The 20,209-nt window shown below is 58.2% G+C and carries 19 protein-coding genes and 4 tRNA genes; 19 read left to right on the top strand and 4 right to left on the bottom strand.

The genetic code is table 11. The features are described from left to right. Position 1 precedes the first annotated feature (1 nt). The 9 genes from KHP07_RS19205 to KHP07_RS19165 all read left to right on the top strand — a co-directional run bounded on the left by KHP07_RS19205 (position 2) and on the right by KHP07_RS19165 (position 7,606). On the top strand, positions 2–505 hold the full coding sequence (locus KHP07_RS19205; RefSeq protein ID WP_214497776.1) for a phage major tail tube protein: 504 nt from the start codon (positions 2–4) through the stop codon (positions 503–505). Positions 506–516: 11 nt separating this feature from the next. After that, positions 517–825, top strand: a complete 309-nt coding sequence (locus KHP07_RS19200) for a phage tail assembly protein (RefSeq protein ID WP_214497775.1) — start codon at positions 517–519, stop codon at positions 823–825. Positions 826–973: 148 nt separating this feature from the next. Further along, on the top strand, positions 974–3,460 hold the full coding sequence (locus KHP07_RS19195; RefSeq protein ID WP_214497774.1) for a phage tail tape measure protein: 2,487 nt from the start codon (positions 974–976) through the stop codon (positions 3,458–3,460). 9 nt (positions 3,461–3,469) lie between these two features. Continuing rightward, complete coding sequence (locus KHP07_RS19190; RefSeq protein WP_214497773.1) at positions 3,470–4,315, top strand: phage tail protein; 846 nt, start codon at positions 3,470–3,472, stop codon at positions 4,313–4,315. Further along, complete coding sequence (locus KHP07_RS19185; RefSeq protein WP_214497772.1) at positions 4,290–4,496, top strand: tail protein X; 207 nt, start codon at positions 4,290–4,292, stop codon at positions 4,494–4,496. Before KHP07_RS19190 ends, KHP07_RS19185 begins: the two co-directional genes overlap by 26 nt. A gap of 94 nt (positions 4,497–4,590) precedes the next feature. Further along, the gene (locus KHP07_RS19180) at positions 4,591–5,640 is read left to right on the top strand and encodes a phage late control D family protein (protein ID WP_214497771.1); all 1,050 of its coding nucleotides are present in this window, start codon (positions 4,591–4,593) and stop codon (positions 5,638–5,640) included. A gap of 57 nt (positions 5,641–5,697) precedes the next feature. Beyond that, entirely contained in the window at positions 5,698–6,231 is a 534-nt protein-coding gene (locus tag KHP07_RS19175) for a glycoside hydrolase family 19 protein (RefSeq protein WP_046035615.1), read from the top strand. After that, entirely contained in the window at positions 6,228–6,743 is a 516-nt protein-coding gene (locus KHP07_RS19170) for a lysis system i-spanin subunit Rz (RefSeq protein WP_214497770.1), read from the top strand. The genes KHP07_RS19175 and KHP07_RS19170 overlap by 4 nt, the downstream gene beginning before the upstream one ends. A gap of 68 nt (positions 6,744–6,811) precedes the next feature. Continuing rightward, positions 6,812–7,606, top strand: coding sequence for a DNA adenine methylase (locus KHP07_RS19165; RefSeq protein ID WP_046035617.1), 795 nt, complete (start codon positions 6,812–6,814; stop codon positions 7,604–7,606). Here the strand turns inward: KHP07_RS19165 and KHP07_RS19160 are convergent. From KHP07_RS19160 to folD, 4 genes are all read right to left on the bottom strand, one after another. After that, a complete protein-coding gene (locus KHP07_RS19160) occupies positions 7,603–8,283 on the bottom strand; it encodes an SOS response-associated peptidase family protein (protein WP_046035618.1) in 681 nt (226 codons plus the stop codon). The two genes, KHP07_RS19165 and KHP07_RS19160, sit on opposite strands and share 4 nt — an antisense overlap. A gap of 284 nt (positions 8,284–8,567) precedes the next feature. Beyond that, on the bottom strand, positions 8,568–8,924 hold the full coding sequence (locus KHP07_RS19155; RefSeq protein ID WP_214497769.1) for a hypothetical protein: 357 nt from the start codon (positions 8,922–8,924) through the stop codon (positions 8,568–8,570). Between the two features lie 76 nt (positions 8,925–9,000). Continuing rightward, positions 9,001–9,213 (bottom strand): hypothetical protein, encoded by a 213-nt coding sequence (locus tag KHP07_RS19150; RefSeq protein WP_046035620.1) that lies wholly within the window; start codon positions 9,211–9,213, stop codon positions 9,001–9,003. 352 nt (positions 9,214–9,565) lie between these two features. Continuing rightward, positions 9,566–10,420, bottom strand: a complete 855-nt coding sequence (gene folD, locus KHP07_RS19145) for a bifunctional methylenetetrahydrofolate dehydrogenase/methenyltetrahydrofolate cyclohydrolase FolD (protein ID WP_078049280.1) — start codon at positions 10,418–10,420, stop codon at positions 9,566–9,568. Positions 10,421–10,699: 279 nt separating this feature from the next. Here folD and KHP07_RS19140 point away from each other — a divergent pair. The 10 genes from KHP07_RS19140 to KHP07_RS19095 all read left to right on the top strand — a co-directional run bounded on the left by KHP07_RS19140 (position 10,700) and on the right by KHP07_RS19095 (position 20,114). Next, a tRNA-Arg gene (locus KHP07_RS19140) sits at positions 10,700–10,776 on the top strand. Between the two features lie 32 nt (positions 10,777–10,808). Continuing rightward, positions 10,809–10,884, top strand: a tRNA-His gene (locus KHP07_RS19135). 57 nt (positions 10,885–10,941) lie between these two features. Further along, positions 10,942–11,026 (top strand) — tRNA-Leu (locus KHP07_RS19130). 80 nt (positions 11,027–11,106) lie between these two features. Next, positions 11,107–11,182, top strand: a tRNA-His gene (locus KHP07_RS19125). Between the two features lie 399 nt (positions 11,183–11,581). Beyond that, a complete protein-coding gene (gene tig / locus KHP07_RS19120; RefSeq protein WP_058423916.1) occupies positions 11,582–12,892 on the top strand; it encodes a trigger factor in 1,311 nt (436 codons plus the stop codon). A gap of 92 nt (positions 12,893–12,984) precedes the next feature. Further along, complete coding sequence (gene clpP / locus KHP07_RS19115; RefSeq protein WP_034107269.1) at positions 12,985–13,620, top strand: ATP-dependent Clp endopeptidase proteolytic subunit ClpP; 636 nt, start codon at positions 12,985–12,987, stop codon at positions 13,618–13,620. 111 nt (positions 13,621–13,731) lie between these two features. Next, the gene (gene clpX, locus KHP07_RS19110) at positions 13,732–15,015 is read left to right on the top strand and encodes an ATP-dependent Clp protease ATP-binding subunit ClpX (protein ID WP_010209414.1); all 1,284 of its coding nucleotides are present in this window, start codon (positions 13,732–13,734) and stop codon (positions 15,013–15,015) included. Between the two features lie 175 nt (positions 15,016–15,190). Then, positions 15,191–17,587, top strand: a complete 2,397-nt coding sequence (gene lon, locus KHP07_RS19105; RefSeq protein ID WP_078049279.1) for an endopeptidase La — start codon at positions 15,191–15,193, stop codon at positions 17,585–17,587. Positions 17,588–17,720: 133 nt separating this feature from the next. Continuing rightward, the gene (locus tag KHP07_RS19100) at positions 17,721–18,008 is read left to right on the top strand and encodes an HU family DNA-binding protein (protein ID WP_221034285.1); all 288 of its coding nucleotides are present in this window, start codon (positions 17,721–17,723) and stop codon (positions 18,006–18,008) included. 231 nt (positions 18,009–18,239) lie between these two features. After that, positions 18,240–20,114 carry a SurA N-terminal domain-containing protein gene (locus KHP07_RS19095; protein WP_078049278.1) on the top strand — a complete coding sequence of 625 codons (1,875 nt, stop codon included), beginning with the start codon at positions 18,240–18,242 and terminating at the stop codon, positions 20,112–20,114. The last annotated feature ends 95 nt before the right edge of the window (positions 20,115–20,209 follow it).

Genomic DNA, 20,209 nt, shown 5'->3' with positions numbered 1-20,209 from the left:
AATGATTCCTGAAATGTTGACCAACTGCGTCATGTTTGCTGATGGCGTGAGCTTTTCCGGTGACGTGCCGTCCATGACGCTGCCTAAACTCTCGGTCAAAACCGAGGAATACCGGGGCGGCGGCATGAGCGGCCCGGTCGACCTGCCCACCGGTTTGGAAAAGCTGGAAGCGGCATTCACCACCAACGGCGTGCGTAAAGAGGCGCTGAAGTTCTTCGGCCTGGCGGATCAGACCGCGTGCAACCTCGTTTTCCGTGGATCGCTCAAGGGCCAAAAAGGCACCGTCAAGTCTGTAACAGTGACCCTGCGCGGCTCGCTCAAAGAAGTCGATATGGGTGATTGGAAGCCGGGCGACAAGGCCGAAATCAAGCACGCCGTAGCCGTCACCTACTACAAGCTCGAAATCGACGGGCGTGTGATGTTCGAAATCGACTTTGCCAACATGGTTCAGGTGATCAACGGTGTCGATCAGCTGGCCGCTGAACGCTTGGCCCTGGGCCTCTAAGGATTGATGAAATGACCGATTCTCTTACTGCACCGCTGCCGGCCTGGCTGGTTCTGAGTGACGAAGGCGTTACCGTAACGCTCAAGCACAAGGCCAATTTCAATGGGGTTGTGACCGACAAGCTGATGATGCGCGCGCCCAGCGTCAAGGATGTTATGGCCGCCAAGATCGCCGGCAATGGTGACCATGAAAAGGTGGAGCTGAACTTGTTTTCCAGCCTGCTCATGGCTACTGAGGCCGAACTCACAGCCCTCAAATACAAGGACTACATGCGCCTCCAGGCGGGCTATTTTCGCCTGGTTGAAGAAGACGACGTGTAACGAGGGCACGCTTAAGGCGCTGGCCAAGCGCTTGGCAAAAGAGACGGGTTTCTCTTCTGCCGAGATCCTGGCCATGCCCTTTAACGTGATGGTGTGGTGGCTCACGGATTGAGCCGCTGTTGATCGACACGACGTATAGGGCGCGCACATGGCGAACAAACTTGCTCTCGGCCTGGTGATTGGCGGGGCCGTCAGCTCGACGGTAGGGGCGGCGTTCAAGGACGTCAGCAACAAAATAAAGAAGCTGGAGGAACAAGGTTCCCGGGCACGGGTGCTGCAAAAGACCATCGGCGAAACCATGCGTTTGCGTGAGGAATGGCTCAAAGCACACATGGCCGGCGAAAAGGGCGCTGATGCGCTACGGCGGAAGCTGGAGAATAATCTGGACGGCCTGCGCAAGCAGGGCGTTGAGGTGCGCAACCTGACCAAGGCTTACGCGGCTATGGGGCAGGCCGCGACCAAGGCTGAGCTTAAAGCCAAGGGCCATATGCAGCTCGATGCTGGTAAACAGCAGTTGAAAAGCAGCATAGGCCAGGCGGCGGCGGCCACGGCCGCGATGGCCGTTCCTACGAAGGTTAGCGCGGACTTTGGCGCGATCATTCGTGACATTGCGATCAAGGCGAACATTGCCAACAAGCCAGAAGAAGCGCAGATGGCCAAGACGATTATTGGCACGTCGCGTGATACCGGCATGGCCCGCAATCAGGTGGCTGAGGTGGTCAACGCCCTGGTGGGGGCTGGCATGGAGCTTGATAAGGCCATGTCTTACGCACCGGTGGCGGCCAAGTTTGCAATTGGCCAGGGGTCGGATGGCGGCGAAACGGCCCGCATGATCAACGCCCTGGGGCAGAACGCCAAAATCTCCGACCCGGCCGTGATGCAAAAGGCGCTGGAGGCTATCGCCTATCAGGGCCAGGCGGGCAGCTTTGAAGCGGCCGACATGGCGCGTTGGTTCCCCGAGCTGCTGGCGGGCATGGGCAAGATCGGTATCACCGGCATGGATGCGGTCACGCAACTGGGCTCAATGCTTCAGGTGCAAATGAAGACCGCCGGCGGTGCCGATGAAGCGGCCAACAACCTCAAAAACTGGATGGAGAAAATCGGTTCTGGCGATACGGTCAAGGCCTACAAGGATGCCGGGATTGACTATCAAGGGTCGATGAATACCGGCCTGCAGAACGGTAAATCTACTCTGGAGTCCAGCTTTGAGCTGGCACAGAAGTACATTGCGGCAACCGATCCGAAGAAGGCCGCCGCGATGGCCGCCGCTACGGCGAAGATCAGCAAGGAGACTGATCCCGAGAAAGCCAAGGCCATGATTGCATCCCTGGAGCAAGCTTTGCGTACCGGGGATCTGTTCGCGGACATGCAGGTTAAGGGCGCTTTGACGGCCTTCATGCAGAACAAAGAGCTGTACGCGCAGCTCAAGAAAGACTCGGCCAGTGCCACCGGGATCCTTGATAAGAACCTTGAGGAGCGCCGGCAAGCGTCGGCGCAGAAATGGGCGGAAATGGCCCAGAGTATGGATGACGCCATGCGCGCCATTGGTGACGCCTTCCGGCCGGTCACTGACAAGGTGGCTGATGGGTTGGCCTACGTCACCCAGGGGCTGGCCAAGCTGTCGGACGAATCGCCCCGGGTTGTGACCGGTATCGGCGCTGCCGTTGCCGCCGTGATCGCTTTCCAGACCGCTATGAGCGGATTCAAGATCGCCAAGGGCCTGCTCAACCTTGGGCGCGGCTCGTTGATGGGTAATCCCAATATCCCGCAAAAAGTCATTGTTACCAACATGCCAATGGGTGGATCTGGTGGCATGGATTTGGGCGGCGTCGACGACGCTGGCGGTAAGGATGGGAAGGGCAAGGGCAGGGGTGGCGGCCGTGGCCGAAGTCCAGGCCGTGGCGTTGGCGCGGGCCTGAAGGGGCCGGCAGTGTTGGCCGTAATTGAGGCCGGCTTTAAGGTCAAAGACACTTACGACAACGCTGAAACCCAGGACGAAAAAGCTGAAGGTTATGGCGCGGCGGCCGGCGGGCTTGCTGGCACTCTTGCCGGTGCGGCGGCCGGTGCGGCAATCGGGTCGGCGGTACCGGTAATCGGCACCATCTTGGGCGGCCTGATTGGTGGGTATCTAGGGAGCTTGGGCGGTGACGCCCTGGGCGGTGCCATCGGCAAGTCGATGTTTGGCGCTGACGAAAGCAAGAAGGTCATGCCCGTGGCCGGCCCATTGATGATGAAGGATGCCGGCAAGGATATCCCGCCGGTACTAGGGGGTATCGCCAAGTCGTTCGCGCCTTCGCGCACGGGGCCTCTCATGTTGACCAATCCGGGCCAGGGCGCGTTATCGGCAGTACCTGGCGCAATCAATCCGGGTGATGCCGCTCGCTCCATGATGTTGCCGCAGGCTAGCGCTGATGCGGTTGCAGCGCCACTTGCTGCGGCCGTGGTGGCGAAGGTGCAGCCGGCGAAGATCGAGCCCAAGGTAGACATTAGCGCGCCCTTTACGCTGACGGTGCAGGGCGATGTGAAAGACCCGAATGAGCTTGCGGCCAGGTTGCAGCCGCTGCTGGAGCAGCATCGACGGGAAATTGCCCAGCAGCTCGAAAACCGACAGCTCTACGACGCGCCGCATCTCTAAGGGGGGAATATGGAATCACTGGCACAGCTACAGTCTGGCCTGAAGTACCTGGCCTCGGCCGGAGAAGCGGGCCGGCGCAGTATCGACGGGGTGATCGGGCCGGTAAACGGTGCGATCAGCGAAATCACCGGCGCGGCCAACGAGCTGGAGGATCTGCCGTTTATTGGTCCTGCCGTGGGAGAGAAGCTACAGCGAGTCATGCGCGGTATTGCCACTGCCCAAGCCAAGGTTGGCCAGGTGGTGGCGACCTACAACCGTGCTACGCGTGCCCTGTCGCAGATTGACGAGCGCCTGGGCACCTTGAAAGAGCAGGCAGGGCGGGCAGCTACCGCGATCAACAAGATCGCCGGCAAGATTGACCCGTCGCTGGCCAATATCCTGCCCACTGGTGCGTTTGCTACGGACGGCACGCCGGCGAAAGAGGCGGTGAAGCCGTTCCCCCATCTGCTGATCATTCAGCCGCTGGACCCGAAGGCGCAGCCGTATTACTTCAACCTTGATACGGCGGCCTTTGACTCGCTGCGCCGCTCGACTGAATACCGCTGGGCCTCCCAGGAGCGCCTGACGCGTCGGTCGGCCCAGCAGGCCGTGGGCATGGGTGACGAGAAGATCACGCTCAAGGGCGATATTTTCCCGGGCTACCGTGGCGGTCTGGAACAGCTCAACACGTTGCGTTCGATAGGCTCCCAGCTCAAGCCGGTGACCCTGACCACGGGTTATGGCGTGGTGCTGGGCACCTGGTGCCTCAAGACCATTGACGAAGACCAAAGCGCGCTGATGCAGGGCGGAATCCCGCGCAAACAGGCGTTTACCTTGGAGTTTGTGCGCTATGGCGACGATATGCAGAACATCTGACGGGGATCTGCTGGACACCATTTGCCATAACTTCTATGGCCATCTGGTGGGCAGTGTTGAGGCCGTGCTTGCGGCCAATCAGGGCCTGGCGGACGAGGATCAGCCTTACCGCGCCGGCGTGGTGATTGTCTTGCCGGATCTGCCAGGCCCTGTGGATGAGCAAGTGGCCTTGTGGGATTGATTCAGTTCTATCGGCTGAGCCCTTGTCCCGTTATGCCTAACGCCTCCCTTTCCTAGAGCCCGCCCAGTGCGGGTTTTTTATTGGCCAATGCCCTATGACTCCCCAATTTAGAATCGTCGCGAACGGTTCCGATATCACGTCGCTGATTAACGATCGACTTTTGCTGTTGCGCACCACGGACAAGCCCGGCATGGAGTCGGACGAATTTGAGCTGCGCATTGATGACCGCGACGGCCTGGTAACGCTGCCCAAGCGCGGCGCCGGGATCGAGGTCTACCTAGGCTATGCCGAAACGTCCCTGGTGCGCCTGGGTCGTTATGTGGTCGATGAGATCGAGGTATCGGGTCCGCCGGACACCATCGTTATCCGGGGCAAGGCGAGCGACATGCGCGGCACTGGCAAGTCGATCCGCAGCGGCAGTTGGGAAGACGTGCCACTGTCGAAGATCGTTTCCGACATCGCGGCGCGCAATGGCTGGACGCCGGCCTGCACCATCGCCACGAAAGTCGCTCGGGCTGACCAGCTCCACGAATCTGACTTCAGCTTTGTCACGCGCCTGGCCAAGCAATACGACTGCACCGCCAAGGTGGGCGACGGCAAGTTGATGGTGATACAGCGCCAAGCTGGGCTTAGTGCCAGCGGCAAGGTGATTGGCGCGATCACCATCACGCGCAGCGACGTAAGCCGCTGGCAGTTTCGCCTGGGCGACCGTAACGCGCACAAGACCGTGGCGGCCAAGCACCAGGACAAGAAGACGGGCAAGTTATCGGTTGTATCCCTGGACAACGACGACGTGCCGGATGGCCTGCCGGCAGTGCACACCGACCGCCATATTCACCCGAACAAGACCGCCGCCGAGTCAGCGGCTAAGGCGCGATTGGCTGCGTTCAACCGCTCGACGGCGGGCGTGCGCCTGGAAATGGTCGGGCGCACGGATCTTTTCGCGGAGCGCTCAATCAACGCCCAGGGCTTCAAGGTGGGGCTCGATGGCGAGTATCTGGTGGATTCCGTGGAGCAGACATTCACCCAAGCCGGCTGGTCCACCACCGTCGAGTGCAACGGTGGCAAAAAGGGCAAAGCAAAAGCCAAGGGCAAGAAGCCGAAGAAAGCCGCGAAGCCCGTCAAGGTTGTCAGCCTGGCGTAGCGACTCTTTGCACCATCCATACCCGCCGCGTGCGGGCGATTCACGTTAGGAGCTTGTATGCCAATTACTCAGCAGCAGTTGCTGCAGATCCTCCCGAACGCCGGCCGCCAAGCCGGCGTTTTTGTTTCTGTCCTGAACACGGCCATGAACCGTTACGGCATTGTCGGCGCAAGACGAGCCGCTGCATTCATCGCCCAGGTCGGGCATGAGTCAGGCCAGTTGCGCTACGTGCGCGAGATTTGGGGGCCGACGGCGCAGCAGGCCGGCTACGAAGGCCGCGCCGACCTCGGCAATATCGTGCCGGGTGATGGCTCCAAGTACCGTGGCCGGGGCCTGATCCAGATAACGGGCCGTGCGAACTATGCTGCGTGCGGTGAGGCGCTGGGCCTGGACTTGATCAATCAACCAACACTGTTGGAGCAGCCGCAATACGCCGCCATGTCGGCGGCCTGGTTCTGGTCCACGAAAGGCCTGAACACGCTGGCGGATCAGGGTGATTTCCCGAAGATCACCCGCCGCATTAACGGTGGACTCAACGGCCTAGAAGATCGCCTGCAACTGTGGGAGCGGGCGAAGAAGGTGCTGGCATGACGCCTTTGCAAAAGCTGGCCGGGCTGGTGCTGCTGATCCTGGTGCTGATGGCCAGCGCCGCGGGCGTGACCTGGCAGGTTCAGGACTGGCGCATGGGCAAACAGCTTTCCGAGCAGGCAGGCCTGCACCAGGCAGACCTCGCTGCCATCGGAGCTGCTGCTGCCGCCCAGGCCCGCACCGAGCAGGACAAACGCCTGGCTACAGAGCGGAAGCTCGCCGCCCAGGACCAACAACACACCAAGGAATTATCCGATGCCCAACGCAGTCAGGCTCTTTTGCGCGATCGCCTTGCCACTGCTGATGTGCGCCTGTCAGTCCTCCTCGCCGAGGATCCAGCCGATGGCTGCAACGTGCCTTCCGCCCCCGGCGCCGTCGGCGTGGTTCATGCAGCCCGTCGAGCCCAACTTGACCCAGCGCATGCTCAAAGAATTATCGGCATTACCGACGACGGCGACCAAGGATTGATCGCGTTGCGGGCATGTCAAGCCTACGTCAGGGAAATTGCCCGCTGACCTAAAATCGCGGCCGCTAAAAATTAGAATGATCTCAATGAAAACCTCACTTGCAAAGGATTGCAAAAATGACAACCCCAATCGTTCCATGGATGGGTGGCAAGCGCCGCTTGGCTGATCGCTTGATCCCTCTCTTCCCTCCACATGAGTGCTATGTCGAGGTCTTCGCTGGCGGCGCCGCCCTTTACTTTATGCGGCCCCAGGCGGCCCCCGTTGAAGTTCTCAACGACATCAATGGCGACCTGGTTACGCTTTATCGGGTGGTGCAAAACCATCTGGAGGAGTTCGTGCGCCAGTTCAAATGGGCGCTCAGTTCTAGGCAAGTATTTGAGTGGCATAAGATGACCAGGCCGGAAACGCTCACCGACATCCAGCGAGCTGCTAGGTTTTTCTACCTGCAACACCATGCCTTCGCCGGCAAGGTGAGTGGACAGACCTTCGGTACAGCAACAACTGGCCCAGCCATTAACCTATTGCGGATCGAGGAGAATCTGTCTGCAGCTTGGCAACGGCTGTCCGGCACCTATGTCGAGAACTTGGGATGGCTTGAATGCGCTGAACGATACGATCGACCGCACACCTTCCATTACATGGACCCGCCTTACTGGCAGACTGTCGGATATGGCGTGGACTTCCCCTTTGAAAACTATGAGCGGATGGCCGACTTCATGCGCCGCTGTAAAGGCAAGGTGATGGTGAGCATCAACGATCACCCTGATATCCGGCGGGTTTTTGAAGGGTTCCACTTCGAAACGCTGGACATTCGGTACAGCACCACCAATCAGCGTCAGGGAAAGGCCGAGGTCAGCGGCGAGCTCGTGATTATGAATTGGAAGCCCTCCGACTTAGGCGGGCTGTTCTAAGGGGCCGGCTGTATCAGCTTGGGCCCCTGGTTCCGCACATTGCCCACAGCGGTATCGACCTTGAACCATTCGAAGGCTTCGGTCGGTTCGCCCTGATGCAGCACCATCTGCTCGGCGCGCTCTTGGGGCGTAGCCGGGTCCAACCATTCCCGAGCCAACTCCGGCGTCAGCACTACGGGCCGACGGTCGTGGATGTCCACCATGCCGCCGGCGCTGTCGGCGGTGATGATCACAAAGCCGTCATGCTCCCCAGGTCCTTCGTCCGCGTCTGGCAGTTGGCCAATGGCCGCGCACAGCACTGGCGCGCCGTCCCGCCGACGGATCAAATACGGCTGTTTCTTCGGGCCGCCTTCGTCCACCCATTCAAACCAATTGTCTATGGGTGTGATTACACGATGCGGCCAGATCGCCCGGAAGAAAGGGCCGTGGGCAACCTTCTCGACACGGGCATTGATCGGCGCGGCACGATCCTTTGCCCAGTGCGGCCGCCATCCCCACCTTACCTGGTCGGCGTGCAGTAATTCGCCCTGCAGGTGAAGCAGCGCAACCTGCATTGTCGGCGCGACGTTGTAGCGCTCGATCGGTTGATCGCCTACAGAGTTGGCCAGAGCATTAGGCATGCTCAGCGCTGCAACAAAGTCATGGATGCCGCGGTACTGCGTCAATCTTCCGCACATGGTCGTCTCCGCTCGTCGGGGGTGGTGAACCCCCAGGATTCGGTCAGTATCTACAGGGTAGACACTGGGCCAGAGCATTCGTCATGACGATCAGTAATGGGCAAGGCAATGCATTAGAGGGATCAACTCCGCCGAGCATTCGGGCAGCGACCGGATCTCTATCCCCTCAAGAGCGGTACGACACGAGCATCTCCGCTGCGAACGTTTTGAGGTCGCATGGACTGATTGACGCGGCCGGTTGGATCGACTTGTCAGATAGAGCTCTGACTGTATACGCAGACGAGCTAGGTTGAAGGCTCTTTTAGATTTTTCAGCTCCATCAGCAGTCGCTGGTTCTCTCTCAGTAAGTAGTCGCGCTGGCCGGTAACCAGATCTATGGGACGGAAGCTCACATTGTCAGGCGCCTGATTGGTCACGGCTGAACCGCGCTCGATGGCTTCTCTGAGAGCCGCCTCTGCTGATGCCTTTCCGGTGGCGAGCAGGTCATTCATCTGCACCAGGCCTGCGATGTTGGCCCGCGCCTTTCTGAGCATCGATTCAGTCTCGATGAGCTCGTCCTCAAGCAGGGCGCACTGGTGTTGGTACATTTCGAGGGGTGTGGGGCAGCCAAGCCACGCGGAGGTGTCTTCGTCGATATTCATAGTGGATTAACTCAAATACTGTATATGCATACAGTAATGGAGGTTTGTCCGGTGTGCGATTTGAGGCGACGGGAGGCTATCCGTCAGGAGACATGAGCACGGCCAGTGTAAGCTTGATGAACTCTTCGTTGTCGTCGATGGTATGCAGCGCACCCCGAATATTTTCTGCGACCTCAGCGGAGCCACGCTGCTCAACCCAGTTCGATAGCTCCATGATGGAAGCCTCAAGGGCCAGCTGGTTTTCGTAGAGCTTGGATAGAAGGGAGGGGAGTAGGTCTGAGTTTGGCATAGGCGTTCCTCTGGCGGAGTGAAGAGCTTAGCAGTCGGTTCTTTGGGCAGTTGTGTTCGGTCGGCAGGACGCCGTGGGAGGGGGGGATCTCGTACCAATTTTTGTACCACTGACCGCGTTCCGCTATCGAATGGTGTGTATCCCAAAGTAGGAAAGGCCCTGTATTTGCTGGGCCTTGCTACTTTGTAAAACTCTGGAAAACACAAAATTAATATTAGGAGTATGGATCAGAAACTGTCGAATGTTCTTCTAGAACCGGACGAAAGTGCTTAAAAACTAAGAAAAAACAGGTTTTATTGCGGGCAATAAAAAGCCCTGCGATAAAGCAGGGCTTTTTCAGTACGCCTGGTTATTAATCGTGCAGGGTTTCGGCGGCGTACAAGGTGTTCTCAAGCAGGCAGGCGCGGGTCATCGGGCCGACACCGCCTGGCACTGGAGTGATCCAGCCGGCGCGGGGCAGGGCAGTTTCGTACACCACGTCGCCGACCAGCTTGCCGTCGTCCTGGCGGTTGATGCCTACGTCGATGACGATGGCGCCTTCCTTGATCCACTCACCCTTGACCAGGCCCGGCTTGCCGGCGGCGACGACCACCAGGTCAGCGCGGCCAACGTGGCCGGCAAGGTCCTTGGTAAAGCGGTGGGTGACGGTCACGGTGCAGCCGGCCAGAAGCAGTTCCATGGCCATCGGGCGACCGACGATGTTGGACGCGCCGACGACCACGGCGTCGAGGCCGTACAGGTCGACACCAGTGCTTTCCAGCAGGGTCATGATGCCTTTCGGGGTGCACGGGCGCAGCAGCGGGATACGCTGGGCCAGGCGGCCGACATTATAAGGGTGGAAACCATCGACATCCTTGTCCGGGCGAATGCGCTCCAGCAGTTTGGAGGCGTCCAGGTGCTCGGGCAGTGGCAATTGGAGCAGGATGCCGTCGATCGCCGGATCGTCGTTGAGGCCGTCGATCAGGTCGGTAAGGGCCTGCTGGGTGGTCTCGGAAGGCAAGTCGTAGGCCTTGGAAATAAAGCCGACCTCTTCACAGTCTTTACGCTTGTGCGAGACATAAACCTGAGAGGCAGGATCGCTGCCGACCAGGATCACCGCGAGGCCCGGCGTGCGCAGGCCTTGCTGGCTGCGCTCGGTGACTCGTTTGGCGATCTGCTGGCGCAGGCTGGCGGCGATTGATTTGCCGTCGATAAGTTGTGCAGTCATTACGCGTGATTAACCATCGAGAGGGGGAAGAAAAGTGCGCGCATTCTCGCATGCCAGGACGTGAGGGCAAAGGCGCTTGGTCTGCAAATTGCCCTAACCCCTTAAATAAAATCAGTTTTTTTCAAAAAAGATTTGACGGGTTTCGAGGGCGTCTATACTATTCGTCGCACTTGTCGGGCACAGCCTAGCACTGGTTAAGAAGGTCGAGCAGAATGGCGTGTTGTTCTGCAAGGCTGGAAGCACTTAGTTTGTAATCCTCCAAGAGTACAGATTAATCAGGCGCCCGTAGCTCAGCTGGATAGAGCATCCGCCTTCTAAGCGGATGGTCGCAGGTTCGAGTCCTGCCGGGTGCGCCATTAGGCAGCTTTGGCACAAGTAGCGCTATATGGTGGGCGTAGCTCAGTTGGTAGAGCACGGGATTGTGACTCCCGTTGTCGAGGGTTCGATCCCCTTCGTCCACCCCATATTTTTAAAAGGCGCCAGATTAATCGTCTGGCGCCTTTGCTTTAAGAGCTTCAAGCGCGGATGTGGTGGAATTGGTAGACACACTGGATTTAGGTTCCAGCGCCGCGAGGCGTAAGAGTTCGAGTCTCTTCATCCGCACCAAATAAAGCTTGGCCCCGTTGAAAAACAGGGTAGGGCTCAACAAAGAAGAAGTGGTTTGGTTTCTTTGTTAACGCAATATGGTGGGCGTAGCTCAGTTGGTAGAGCACGGGATTGTGACTCCCGTTGTCGAGGGTTCGATCCCCTTCGTCCACCCCATATTCGAAAGGCGCCAGATTTAACAGTCTGGCGCCTTTTTTGGTTTTAGCGGTTCTAATATTCCGCGGCCGCAGTCATTGGGTCGCACTGGCAGGGCGTTTCGTCGTATTTATGTATCTCGATGATGCCGCACTGCCTGCCAGCCTGTCTCAGGGGTTGGCCGTCAGGGAGATGGATGACGACTTCTTCTATATATAGAAGGGGCGGCGCAGAGCCCTGGCGTGATGGGCTGTATTTGTCACCGGGGCGGGGTGCGTCAGTGCCTTCGTACCGATAAATTGCCGGCTGTTTTCGGGCGTATTTCCAGTAGGGTGACTTCTTGAGTTTGACCCACTAGAATGCATGCCCTTGATTGGGGTCGGAAATGGCCGGCTAACGTCTGTGCAACGAGGAATATCCATGCAAGTTTCTGTTGAAAATACTACTGCTATCGAGCGTCGCCTGAGCATCACCGTGCCGGCTGAGCGCATCGAGACTGCGGTCAACAAGCGTCTGCAGCAGACTGCCCAAAAGGCCAAGATCGCTGGTTTCCGTCCAGGCAAAGTGCCAATGAGCGAAATCAAGCGCCGTTTTGGTGCCGATGCGCGCCAGGAAGCTGTGGGTGACGTGATCCAGGCTTCCTTCTACGAAGCGGTCGTTGAGCACAAGCTGAACCCGGCTGGTTCGCCGTCGATCGAGCCTAAGTCCCTGGAAGCTGGCAAAGACCTGGAATACGTTGCCGTATTCGAAGTGTTCCCTGAGTTTGAAGTGGCCGGTTTCGACGGTATCGCCATCGAGCGCCTGAGCGCCGAAGTGGCTGATTCGGACCTGGACAACATGCTGGAAATCCTGCGCAAGCAGAACACTCGTTTCGAAGTGGCCGACCGTGCTGCCCAGAACGAAGACCAGCTGAACATCGATTTCGTTGGCAAGGTTGACGGCGAAGTGTTCGCTGGCGGCTCCGCCAAGGGCACTCAGCTGGTGCTGGGTTCCAACCGCATGATTCCGGGCTTCGAAGACGGCCTGGTTGGCGCCAAGGCTGGCGAAGAGCGCGTTCTGAACCTGACTTTCCCTGCTGACTACCAGAACCTGGACCTGGCTGGCAAAGCCGCCGAGTTCACCGTGACCGTCAACAGCGTGTCCGAGCCTAAGCTGCCAGAGCTGAACGAAGAATTCTTCGCCCAATTCGGCATCAAGGAAACCGGTATCGAAGGCTTCCGCACCGAAGTTCGCAAGAACATGGAGCGCGAGCTGCGTCAGGCCATCAAGTCCAAGGTCAAGAACCAGGTCATGGACGGTCTGCTGGCCGCCAACCCGATCGAAGTGCCTAAGGCTCTGCTGTCCAACGAAGTGGATCGCCTGCGCGTTCAAGCTGTTCAGCAGTTTGGTGGCAACATCAAGCCTGACCAACTGCCGGCCGAGCTGTTCGAAGAGCAAGCCAAGCGCCGCGTCGTGCTGGGCCTGATCGTGGCTGAAGTGGTCAAGCAGTTCGACCTCAAGCCTGACGAAGACCGCGTTCGCGAAATGATCCAGGAAATGGCCTCGGCCTACCAGGAGCCTGAGCAGGTTGTGGCTTGGTACTACAAGAACGATCAGCAACTGAACGAAGTGCGTTCGGTTGTGCTGGAAGAACAAGTTGTGGATACTGTTCTGCAGAAGGCTAAGGTGACCGATAAAGCGGTCTCTTACGAAGAAGCAGTCAAACCGGCGGAAGCAGCACAAGCCGACTGATTGTCCAACTCGTTGGAAAATTCAACCATAAGCCAGCCTCGCGCTGGCTTATGCGTTTTCAAGACATGACTATTTGGGAGTAACTGCAGAGCATGTTCCGTAATTCCTATATTCAGCAGAACTCTGATATCCAGGCCGCTGGCGGCCTGGTCCCGATGGTTGTCGAGCAGTCCGCTCGTGGCGAACGCGCCTACGACATCTACTCGCGCCTGCTCAAGGAGCGAGTGATCTTTCTGGTGGGCCCCGTAGAGGACTACATGGCCAACCTGATCTGTGCGCAGCTGCTGTTCCTTGAAGCGGAAAACCCGGACAAGGACATCCATCTCTACATCAACTCCCCAGGCGGTTCGGTCACTGCAGGCATGTCGATCTACGACACCATGCAGTTCATCAAGCCGAACGTATCGACCACCTGCATCGGCCAGGCCTGCAGCATGGGCGCGTTCCTGCTGACCGCAGGTGCCGAAGGCAAGCGTTTCTGCCTGCCAAACTCGCGCGTGATGATTCACCAGCCATTGGGCGGTTTCCAGGGCCAGGCTTCGGATATCGAAATCCACGCCAAGGAAATCCTGTTCATTCGTGAGCGTCTCAACACGCTGATGGCCAAGCACAGCGGGCGTACCCTGGAAGAAATCGAGCGCGATACCAATCGCGACAACTTCATGAGTGCCGAAGCGGCCAAGGAATATGGGCTGATCGACGCAGTGATCAGTCAGCGCCCCGCTTAATATAAGCTGCTCAAAATAGGGCTGGTCGGCATGCCGACCACTGGCGGGCTTGAAAAAGCCCGCATAAGCCTTCATCTTGTGTTGCAAGCCTATCGGATTTGGATCGAACGAATGACTGACACCCGCAACGGCGAGGACAACGGCAAGCTGCTCTATTGCTCCTTCTGTGGCAAAAGCCAGCATGAAGTACGCAAATTGATTGCCGGCCCCTCGGTGTTTATCTGCGACGAATGCGTCGACCTGTGCAATGACATCATCCGCGAGGAGGTGCAGGAAGCCCAGGCCGAAAGCAGTGCGCATAAATTGCCTTCGCCTAAAGAAATCAGCGGCATCCTTGACCAGTACGTGATTGGTCAAGAGCGTGCAAAGAAGGTTCTGGCCGTAGCGGTGTACAACCACTACAAGCGCTTGAACCAGCGTGACAAGAAAGGCGACGAAGTTGAACTCGGCAAGAGCAACATCTTGCTGATCGGTCCTACAGGTTCGGGTAAAACCCTGCTTGCAGAAACCCTCGCTCGCCTACTGAACGTTCCGTTCACCATCGCCGACGCCACCACCCTCACTGAGGCTGGCTACGTGGGTGAAGACGTCGAGAACATCATTCAGAAACTGCTGCAGAAGTGCGACTACGACGTAGAGAAAGCCCAGATGGGTATTGTCTACATCGACGAGATCGACAAGATCTCGCGCAAGTCGGACAACCCGTCGATCACCCGGGACGTTTCCGGTGAAGGCGTGCAGCAGGCCCTGTTGAAACTGATCGAAGGCACGGTTGCTTCCGTACCGCCACAAGGCGGCCGTAAGCACCCGCAGCAGGAATTCCTTCAGGTTGATACTCGCAACATCCTGTTCATCTGTGGCGGTGCGTTCTCCGGTCTGGAAAAAGTGATCCAGCAGCGTTCCACCCGTGGTGGCATTGGTTTCAGTGCAGAAGTGCGCAGCAAGGAAGAAGGCAAGAAGGTGGGCGAGTCCCTGCGTGAAGTCGAGCCTGACGATCTGGTCAAGTTCGGTTTGATCCCGGAATTCGTTGGCCGTCTGCCGGTCCTCGCGACGTTGGACGAATTGGATGAGGCGGCTCTGATCCAGATCCTCACCGAGCCGAAAAACGCCCTGACCAAGCAATACGCCAAGTTGTTCGAGATGGAAGGTGTAGACCTCGAGTTCCGTACCGACGCACTCAAATCAGTGGCCAAGCGGGCACTGGAGCGCAAGACCGGTGCACGTGGCCTGCGTTCGATTCTTGAAGGCGTGCTGCTCGACACCATGTACGAGATCCCCTCGCAGTCCGAGGTGAGTAAAGTGGTGATCGACGAAAGCGTTATAGAAGGTAAGTCCAAGCCACTGTATATCTACGAAAACAGTGAGCCGGCTGCCAAGGCTGCGCCAGACGCGTAAGCGTTTCGCAGTGTCGGTATGAACAAAGGGGCCTCCAGGGGCCCCTTTGTTTTTACGGCGTTTTTTACGCCAGAGCGTTTACTGCGTTTAACTGCTGGCAATAAGCTTGTTTTTTTTGCATGCAGCCCCCATCTTGGTTTCAAGCTTACTTTTCAACTGTCATAGAGGCGAAATCATGAAGACAACCATCGAATTGCCTCTCCTGCCGTTGCGTGATGTCGTCGTCTATCCGCACATGGTTATCCCGCTGTTCGTGGGGCGCGAGAAGTCTATCGAAGCCCTCGAGGCCGCGATGACGGGCGACAAGCAGATCCTGCTGTTGGCCCAGAAAAATCCTGCTGATGATGATCCAGGCGAAGACGCCCTGTATCGCGTCGGTACCATTGCTACCGTGCTGCAATTGCTCAAGCTGCCCGATGGCACCGTCAAGGTGCTGGTGGAAGGTGAACAGCGCGGCGCGGTCGAACGCTTCATGGAGGTGGATGGCCACCTGCGCGCTGAAGTGGCGCTGATCGACGAAGTCGAGGCTCCGGAGCGCGAGTCAGAAGTATTTGTACGCAGCCTGCTTTCGCAATTTGAGCAGTATGTGCAGTTGGGCAAGAAAGTCCCGGCTGAAGTCTTGTCCTCCCTTAACAGCATCGATGAGCCAAGTCGCCTGGTCGACACCATGGCCGCGCACATGGCGCTGAAAATCGAGCAGAAGCAAGACATCCTCGAAATCATCGACCTGTCGGCCCGTGTTGAACATGTGCTGGCGCTGCTGGACGCTGAAATCGACCTGCTGCAGGTCGAGAAGCGCATCCGTGGTCGCGTGAAGAAACAAATGGAGCGCAGCCAGCGCGAGTACTACCTGAATGAGCAGATGAAGGCCATTCAGAAGGAGCTCGGCGACAGCGAGGAAGGCCACAACGAAATCGAAGAGCTGAAAAAGCGCATCGATGCCGCCGGCCTGCCGAAAGACGCCCTGACCAAGGCCACCGCCGAGCTGAACAAGCTCAAGCAAATGTCGCCGATGTCGGCCGAAGCCACCGTGGTGCGTTCTTACATCGACTGGCTGGTGCAGGTGCCGTGGAAGGCCCAGACCAAGGTACGCCTGGACCTGGCGCGCGCTGAAGACATCCTCGACGCTGACCACTACGGCCTGGAAGAAGTCAAAGAACGCATCCTCGAATACCTCGCCGTGCAAAAGCGCGTGAAGAAAATTCGTGGTCCGGTGTTGTGCCTGGTCGGCCCGCCTGGTGTAGGTAAAACCTCCCTGGCCGAGTCGATTGCCAACGCCACCAACCGTAAATTCGTGCGCATGGCCCTCGGTGGTGTACGCGATGAAGCGGAAATCCGTGGTCATCGCCGAACTTACATCGGTTCGATGCCAGGAAGATTGATTCAAAAGATGACAAAAGTGGGCGTGCGCAACCCGCTGTTCCTGCTTGATGAAATCGACAAAATGGGCAGCGACATGCGTGGCGATCCGGCCTCTGCCTTGCTGGAAGTGCTCGACCCCGAGCAGAACCACAATTTCAACGACCATTACCTGGAGGTCGACTACGACCTGTCCGACGTAATGTTCCTGTGCACCTCCAACTCCATGAACATTCCGCCAGCCCTGCTGGACCGGATGGAGGTGATTCGTCTGCCGGGTTACACCGAAGACGAGAAGATCAACATCGCCGTCAAATACCTTGCGCCCAAGCAGACTTCGGCCAATGGCTTGAAGAAAGGTGAGATCGAGTTCGAGGTCGAGGCGATCCGCGACATCGTGCGCTATTACACCCGCGAGGCCGGTGTACGGGGCCTGGAGCGCCAGATCGCGAAGATCTGCCGCAAAGCGGTCAAGGAACATGCACTGGAAAAACGCTTCTCGGTGAAGGTCACGGCCGACTCCCTTGAGCACTTCCTGGGCGTGCGGAAATTCCGCTATGGCCTGGCCGAGCAGCAGGATCAGGTCGGTCAGGTGACTGGCCTGGCGTGGACCCAGGTGGGCGGCGAGTTGCTGACCATCGAAGCCGCGGTGATCCCGGGCAAGGGCCAGCTGATCAAGACCGGTTCCCTCGGTGACGTGATGGTCGAATCCATCACGGCCGCGCAGACCGTGGTGCGCAGCCGCGCCCGGAGCCTGGGGATCCCCCTGGACTTCCACGAGAAGCACGACACTCACATCCACATGCCGGAAGGGGCGACCCCGAAAGACGGCCCTAGCGCTGGCGTAGGCATGTGCACGGCCCTGGTGTCGGCATTGACCGGCATTCCGGTGCGCGCCGATGTTGCCATGACCGGGGAAATTACCCTGCGTGGCCAGGTATTGGCTATCGGTGGCCTGAAAGAGAAATTGCTTGCTGCACACCGCGGTGGTATCAAGACCGTGATCATTCCTGAAGAGAATGTTCGCGACTTGAAGGAAATTCCGGACAATATCAAGCAAGATCTTCAGATTAAACCGGTTAAATGGATTGACGAGGTCCTGCAAATTGCGCTGCAATACGCGCCGGAGCCCTTGCCGGATGTGGCTCCGGAGATAGTTGCAAAGGACGAAAAACGCGAGTCTGATTCCAAGGAAAGAATTAGCACGCATTAATGCGTTAAAGCCTGGTGGCTTCCTTGACAGCTTTTTAGAGCCCTTGTTATAAAGCGGCTCTTAAGTGTCTGTAGGCCATTCAGCACTGGTTTTTGCTTTCACCAAAAAACTTAGAATCATACTCAATAGATATATAAGGGGACTTAGAGTGAACAAGTCGGAACTGATTGATGCTATCGCTGCATCCGCTGATATCCCGAAAGCTGCTGCTGGCCGTGCGCTGGATGCAGTAATCGAATCCGTCACTGGCGCTCTGAAGGCCGGCGACTCCGTGGTACTGGTAGGCTTCGGTACTTTCTCTGTGACTGACCGCCCAGCTCGCACTGGCCGCAACCCACAGACTGGCAAAGCACTGCAAATCGCTGCTGCCAAGAAACCAGGTTTCAAAGCCGGTAAAGCCCTGAAAGAAGCCGTTAACTAAGCTTCGATCTAGCCTTTGCCTACCCGGGTCGAACGCAGGTTCGACCTGGCAGCGGAGCGGCAGATGACCCACGTATCCATCGGGTCGCCACGCCGGGGGTGTGGGTTCAAACCCCCGTCCGCTCCGCCAGTTACGAGAAGGCGCATCCTCGGATGCGCCTTTCTTCTATCCGGACTCTACCCACGCTCCACGGTTGCCTATTTTTGAAGTTCAACCGTTTCTGGGGGACGCATGCTGCAAAATATCAGGGACAATTCACAAGGCTGGATTGCCAAGACCATTATCGGGATCATCGTCGCATTGATGGCGTTCACCGGTATCGAAGCCATTTTCCAGGCTTCGGGTAACAGTAAGCAGGACGTGGCCAAGGTCAACGGTGAAGAAATCACCCAGACCGAATTGAGCCAGGCCGTCGACATGCAACGTCGCCAGCTGATGCAACAGCTGGGCAAGGATTTCGATGCTTCCCTGCTGGACGAAAAACTGCTGCGCGAAGCGGCCCTCAAGGGCCTGATCGATCGCAAGCTGCTGCTGCAAGGCGCCGCCGATTCCAAGTTTGGCTTCTCTGAAGCCGCGCTGGACCAAGTGATCCTGCAGACGCCGGAATTCCAGGTGGACGGCAAGTTCAACGCCGACCGTTTTGACCAGGTCACTCGTCAGTTGGGCTACAGCCGCCTGCAGTTCCGGCAGATGCTGACCCAGGAAATGCTGATCGGCCAGGTTCGCGCAGGTATTGCCGGCAGCGGTTTCGTCACCGATTCCGAAGTGCTGGCATTCGCCCGTCTGGAAAAACAGACTCGCGACTTCGCCACCGTCAACATCAAGGCCAACCCTGCGGCGGTGAAACTTACCGACGACGAGGTCAAGGCTTACTACGACCAGCACGCCAAAGAGTTCATGACCCCTGATCAAGTGGTCATCGACTATCTGGAACTGAAGAAGTCTTCCTTCTTCGACCAGGTTACCGTGAAGGACGATGAGCTGCAGGCTGCCTATCAGAAAGAAACCGCCAACCTCGCTGAACAGCGTCGTGCCGCGCACATCCTGATTGAAGTCAACGACAAGGTCACCGACGCGCAAGCCAAGGCCAAGATCGAAGAAATCCAGGCACGCCTGGCCAAAGGTGAGAAGTTCGAAGCCCTGGCCAAGGAGTTCTCCCAGGATCCAGGTTCGGCCAACAGTGGCGGCGACCTGGGCTTCGCCGGCCCTGGCGTCTACGATCCGGACTTCGAAGCCGCCTTGTACGCGTTGAACAAGGACCAGGTCTCGGCGCCGGTGCGCAGCACCTTCGGTTGGCACTTGATCAAGCTGTTGGGCGTTGAAGCACCCCAAGTGCCGACGTTTGCCAGCCTGAAAGACAAGCTGACCAAAGAGCTCAAGACCCAGCAGGTCGAGCAGCGTTTTGTCGAAGCGACCAAGCAATTGGAAGATGCGGCATTCGAAGCCTCCGACCTGGCCCAGCCAGCGTCCGACCTGAAGCTGACCGTTCACACCTCCGCGCCATTTGGCCGTGACGGTGGCGAAGGTGTCGCGGCCAACCGTGCCGTGGTCACCGCTGCGTTCAGCCCGGAAGTCCTGGATGAGGGGGCCAACAGCACCGCCATCGAGCTGGACCCGGAAACCATCATCGTGCTGCGTGCCAAAGAGCACCTGAAGCCTTCGCAACTGCCGCTGGAAAGCGTTGCAGCGGCGATTCGCACCCAGATGGCCAAGGAACGCGCCAGCGCGGCCGCCAAGGCCCACGCTGACGAGTTGATCGCCAGCCTGCGTGATGGCAAGACCCCGCTGAACCAGCCGGTCGACGGCCAGGCATGGAAGGTCACTGAAGCGGCTACCCGTAGCCAGGAAGCGATCGACCCGGCCGTGCTGCAAGCCCTGTTCCGCATGCCCAAGCCTGCGGCCAAGGACAAGCCGACCTTCACCACCGTGACCCTGGCTGACGGTAGCCTAGTGATCGTGCGCTTGAACGGCGTCAACGAAGCCGTTGCCCCAACGGACGAAGAAAAGGCGCAATACCGCCGCTTCCTCGCCTCCCGCGTGGGCCAGCAGGACTTCGCGGCCTACCGCAAGCAGCTGGAAACCAAGGCTGACATCAAGAAGTTCTGATGTTGGTTTGAACAAAAAGCCCCCGGCCTGAAAAGTCCGGGGGCTTTTTTATGTGCGCTAGACTGGGCATTCGTTATCGCCGACCCAGGAGTCTC

Origin of the sequence: Pseudomonas sp. VS40 (genome assembly GCF_018587885.1) — a bacterium.
GTDB classification, from domain to species: Bacteria; Pseudomonadota; Gammaproteobacteria; order Pseudomonadales; family Pseudomonadaceae; genus Aquipseudomonas; species Aquipseudomonas pergaminensis.
This window is presented reverse-complemented; position numbering and strand designations above follow the sequence as displayed.

What these genes read in the sequence shown, in the direction of transcription:
- KHP07_RS19200 (WP_214497775.1), top strand. Translation starts at nt 517, where the DNA reads ATGACCGATTCTCTTACTGCACCGCTGCCGGCCTGGCTGGTTCTGAGT.
- KHP07_RS19180 (WP_214497771.1), top strand. Translation starts at nt 4,591, where the DNA reads ATGACTCCCCAATTTAGAATCGTCGCGAACGGTTCCGATATCACGTCG.
- KHP07_RS19195 (WP_214497774.1), top strand. Translation starts at nt 974, where the DNA reads ATGGCGAACAAACTTGCTCTCGGCCTGGTGATTGGCGGGGCCGTCAGC.
- KHP07_RS19190 (WP_214497773.1), top strand. Translation starts at nt 3,470, where the DNA reads ATGGAATCACTGGCACAGCTACAGTCTGGCCTGAAGTACCTGGCCTCG.
- KHP07_RS19150 (WP_046035620.1), bottom strand. Translation starts at nt 9,213, where the DNA reads ATGCCAAACTCAGACCTACTCCCCTCCCTTCTATCCAAGCTCTACGAA.
- KHP07_RS19095 (WP_078049278.1), top strand. Translation starts at nt 18,240, where the DNA reads ATGCTGCAAAATATCAGGGACAATTCACAAGGCTGGATTGCCAAGACC.
- folD (WP_078049280.1), bottom strand. Translation starts at nt 10,420, where the DNA reads ATGACTGCACAACTTATCGACGGCAAATCAATCGCCGCCAGCCTGCGC.
- tig (WP_058423916.1), top strand. Translation starts at nt 11,582, where the DNA reads ATGCAAGTTTCTGTTGAAAATACTACTGCTATCGAGCGTCGCCTGAGC.
- clpX (WP_010209414.1), top strand. Translation starts at nt 13,732, where the DNA reads ATGACTGACACCCGCAACGGCGAGGACAACGGCAAGCTGCTCTATTGC.
- KHP07_RS19165 (WP_046035617.1), top strand. Translation starts at nt 6,812, where the DNA reads ATGACAACCCCAATCGTTCCATGGATGGGTGGCAAGCGCCGCTTGGCT.
- KHP07_RS19175 (WP_046035615.1), top strand. Translation starts at nt 5,698, where the DNA reads ATGCCAATTACTCAGCAGCAGTTGCTGCAGATCCTCCCGAACGCCGGC.
- clpP (WP_034107269.1), top strand. Translation starts at nt 12,985, where the DNA reads ATGTTCCGTAATTCCTATATTCAGCAGAACTCTGATATCCAGGCCGCT.
- KHP07_RS19170 (WP_214497770.1), top strand. Translation starts at nt 6,228, where the DNA reads ATGACGCCTTTGCAAAAGCTGGCCGGGCTGGTGCTGCTGATCCTGGTG.
- KHP07_RS19205 (WP_214497776.1), top strand. Translation starts at nt 2, where the DNA reads ATGATTCCTGAAATGTTGACCAACTGCGTCATGTTTGCTGATGGCGTG.
- KHP07_RS19185 (WP_214497772.1), top strand. Translation starts at nt 4,290, where the DNA reads ATGGCGACGATATGCAGAACATCTGACGGGGATCTGCTGGACACCATT.
- KHP07_RS19155 (WP_214497769.1), bottom strand. Translation starts at nt 8,924, where the DNA reads ATGAATATCGACGAAGACACCTCCGCGTGGCTTGGCTGCCCCACACCC.
- lon (WP_078049279.1), top strand. Translation starts at nt 15,191, where the DNA reads ATGAAGACAACCATCGAATTGCCTCTCCTGCCGTTGCGTGATGTCGTC.
- KHP07_RS19160 (WP_046035618.1), bottom strand. Translation starts at nt 8,283, where the DNA reads ATGTGCGGAAGATTGACGCAGTACCGCGGCATCCATGACTTTGTTGCA.